Annotated in this window: 1 protein-coding gene; it reads right to left on the bottom strand. The window is 56.2% G+C overall.

From position 1 onward, the window contains the following. On the bottom strand, positions 1–498 hold a 498-nt coding region (locus EHS19_RS11155), incomplete at its 3' end, for a hypothetical protein (RefSeq protein ID WP_206666371.1). Between the last annotated feature and the right edge of the window lie 55 nt (positions 499–553).

Genomic DNA, 553 nt, shown 5'->3' with positions numbered 1-553 from the left:
TATGCCTCCCATTGCACTAAGTGCTTTTTTAAAGGAACTGAGGTTCATCGGACCCCAGCCGCCATTATTGTTGTCACGATAAGCCCATCCAATTAGAGCCGTAGGATTCGAACCGGCTGAACCCGGCCCCCAATCCGAGCCACCTGAATACAGCTGAATACCTCCATCGGATTGATCCAGCTCTTCATCTTGTGGAGAGCCCGGGCCGTCCTTAGTGCCCGCTCCCCATCCGGCTCCAAGTTCCTCAATCGGTGATTCAGCGGTTCCGTAGCCGTTATTCGAACTATCCCCGTTCCCGGCTCCGGCTTTTGCAAAGGGGTCCAACGGATTCGTTGCATCGGAATAATTGGCCTGTGATGTATCGTGATTAACACTAGCAGTCTCGTTTTGCGAGATCGAACTGCTCCCGCTGCCAATCGGGTCCGCATAGGCGGCGGATGTGAATGTGCCCGCCAATGTGGCGACTGCGAGCGTGCCCGCGAGCACGCCGCGCAGCAAACGCCTCCAACCGCCCGTATCGTCCTTCCAAGGTGTGTTCACCATAGAGGGCTTC

Origin of the sequence: Bifidobacterium jacchi, assembly GCF_009078285.1 — a bacterium.
GTDB lineage: Bacteria > Actinomycetota > Actinomycetes > Actinomycetales > Bifidobacteriaceae > Bifidobacterium > Bifidobacterium jacchi.
This window is presented reverse-complemented; position numbering and strand designations above follow the sequence as displayed.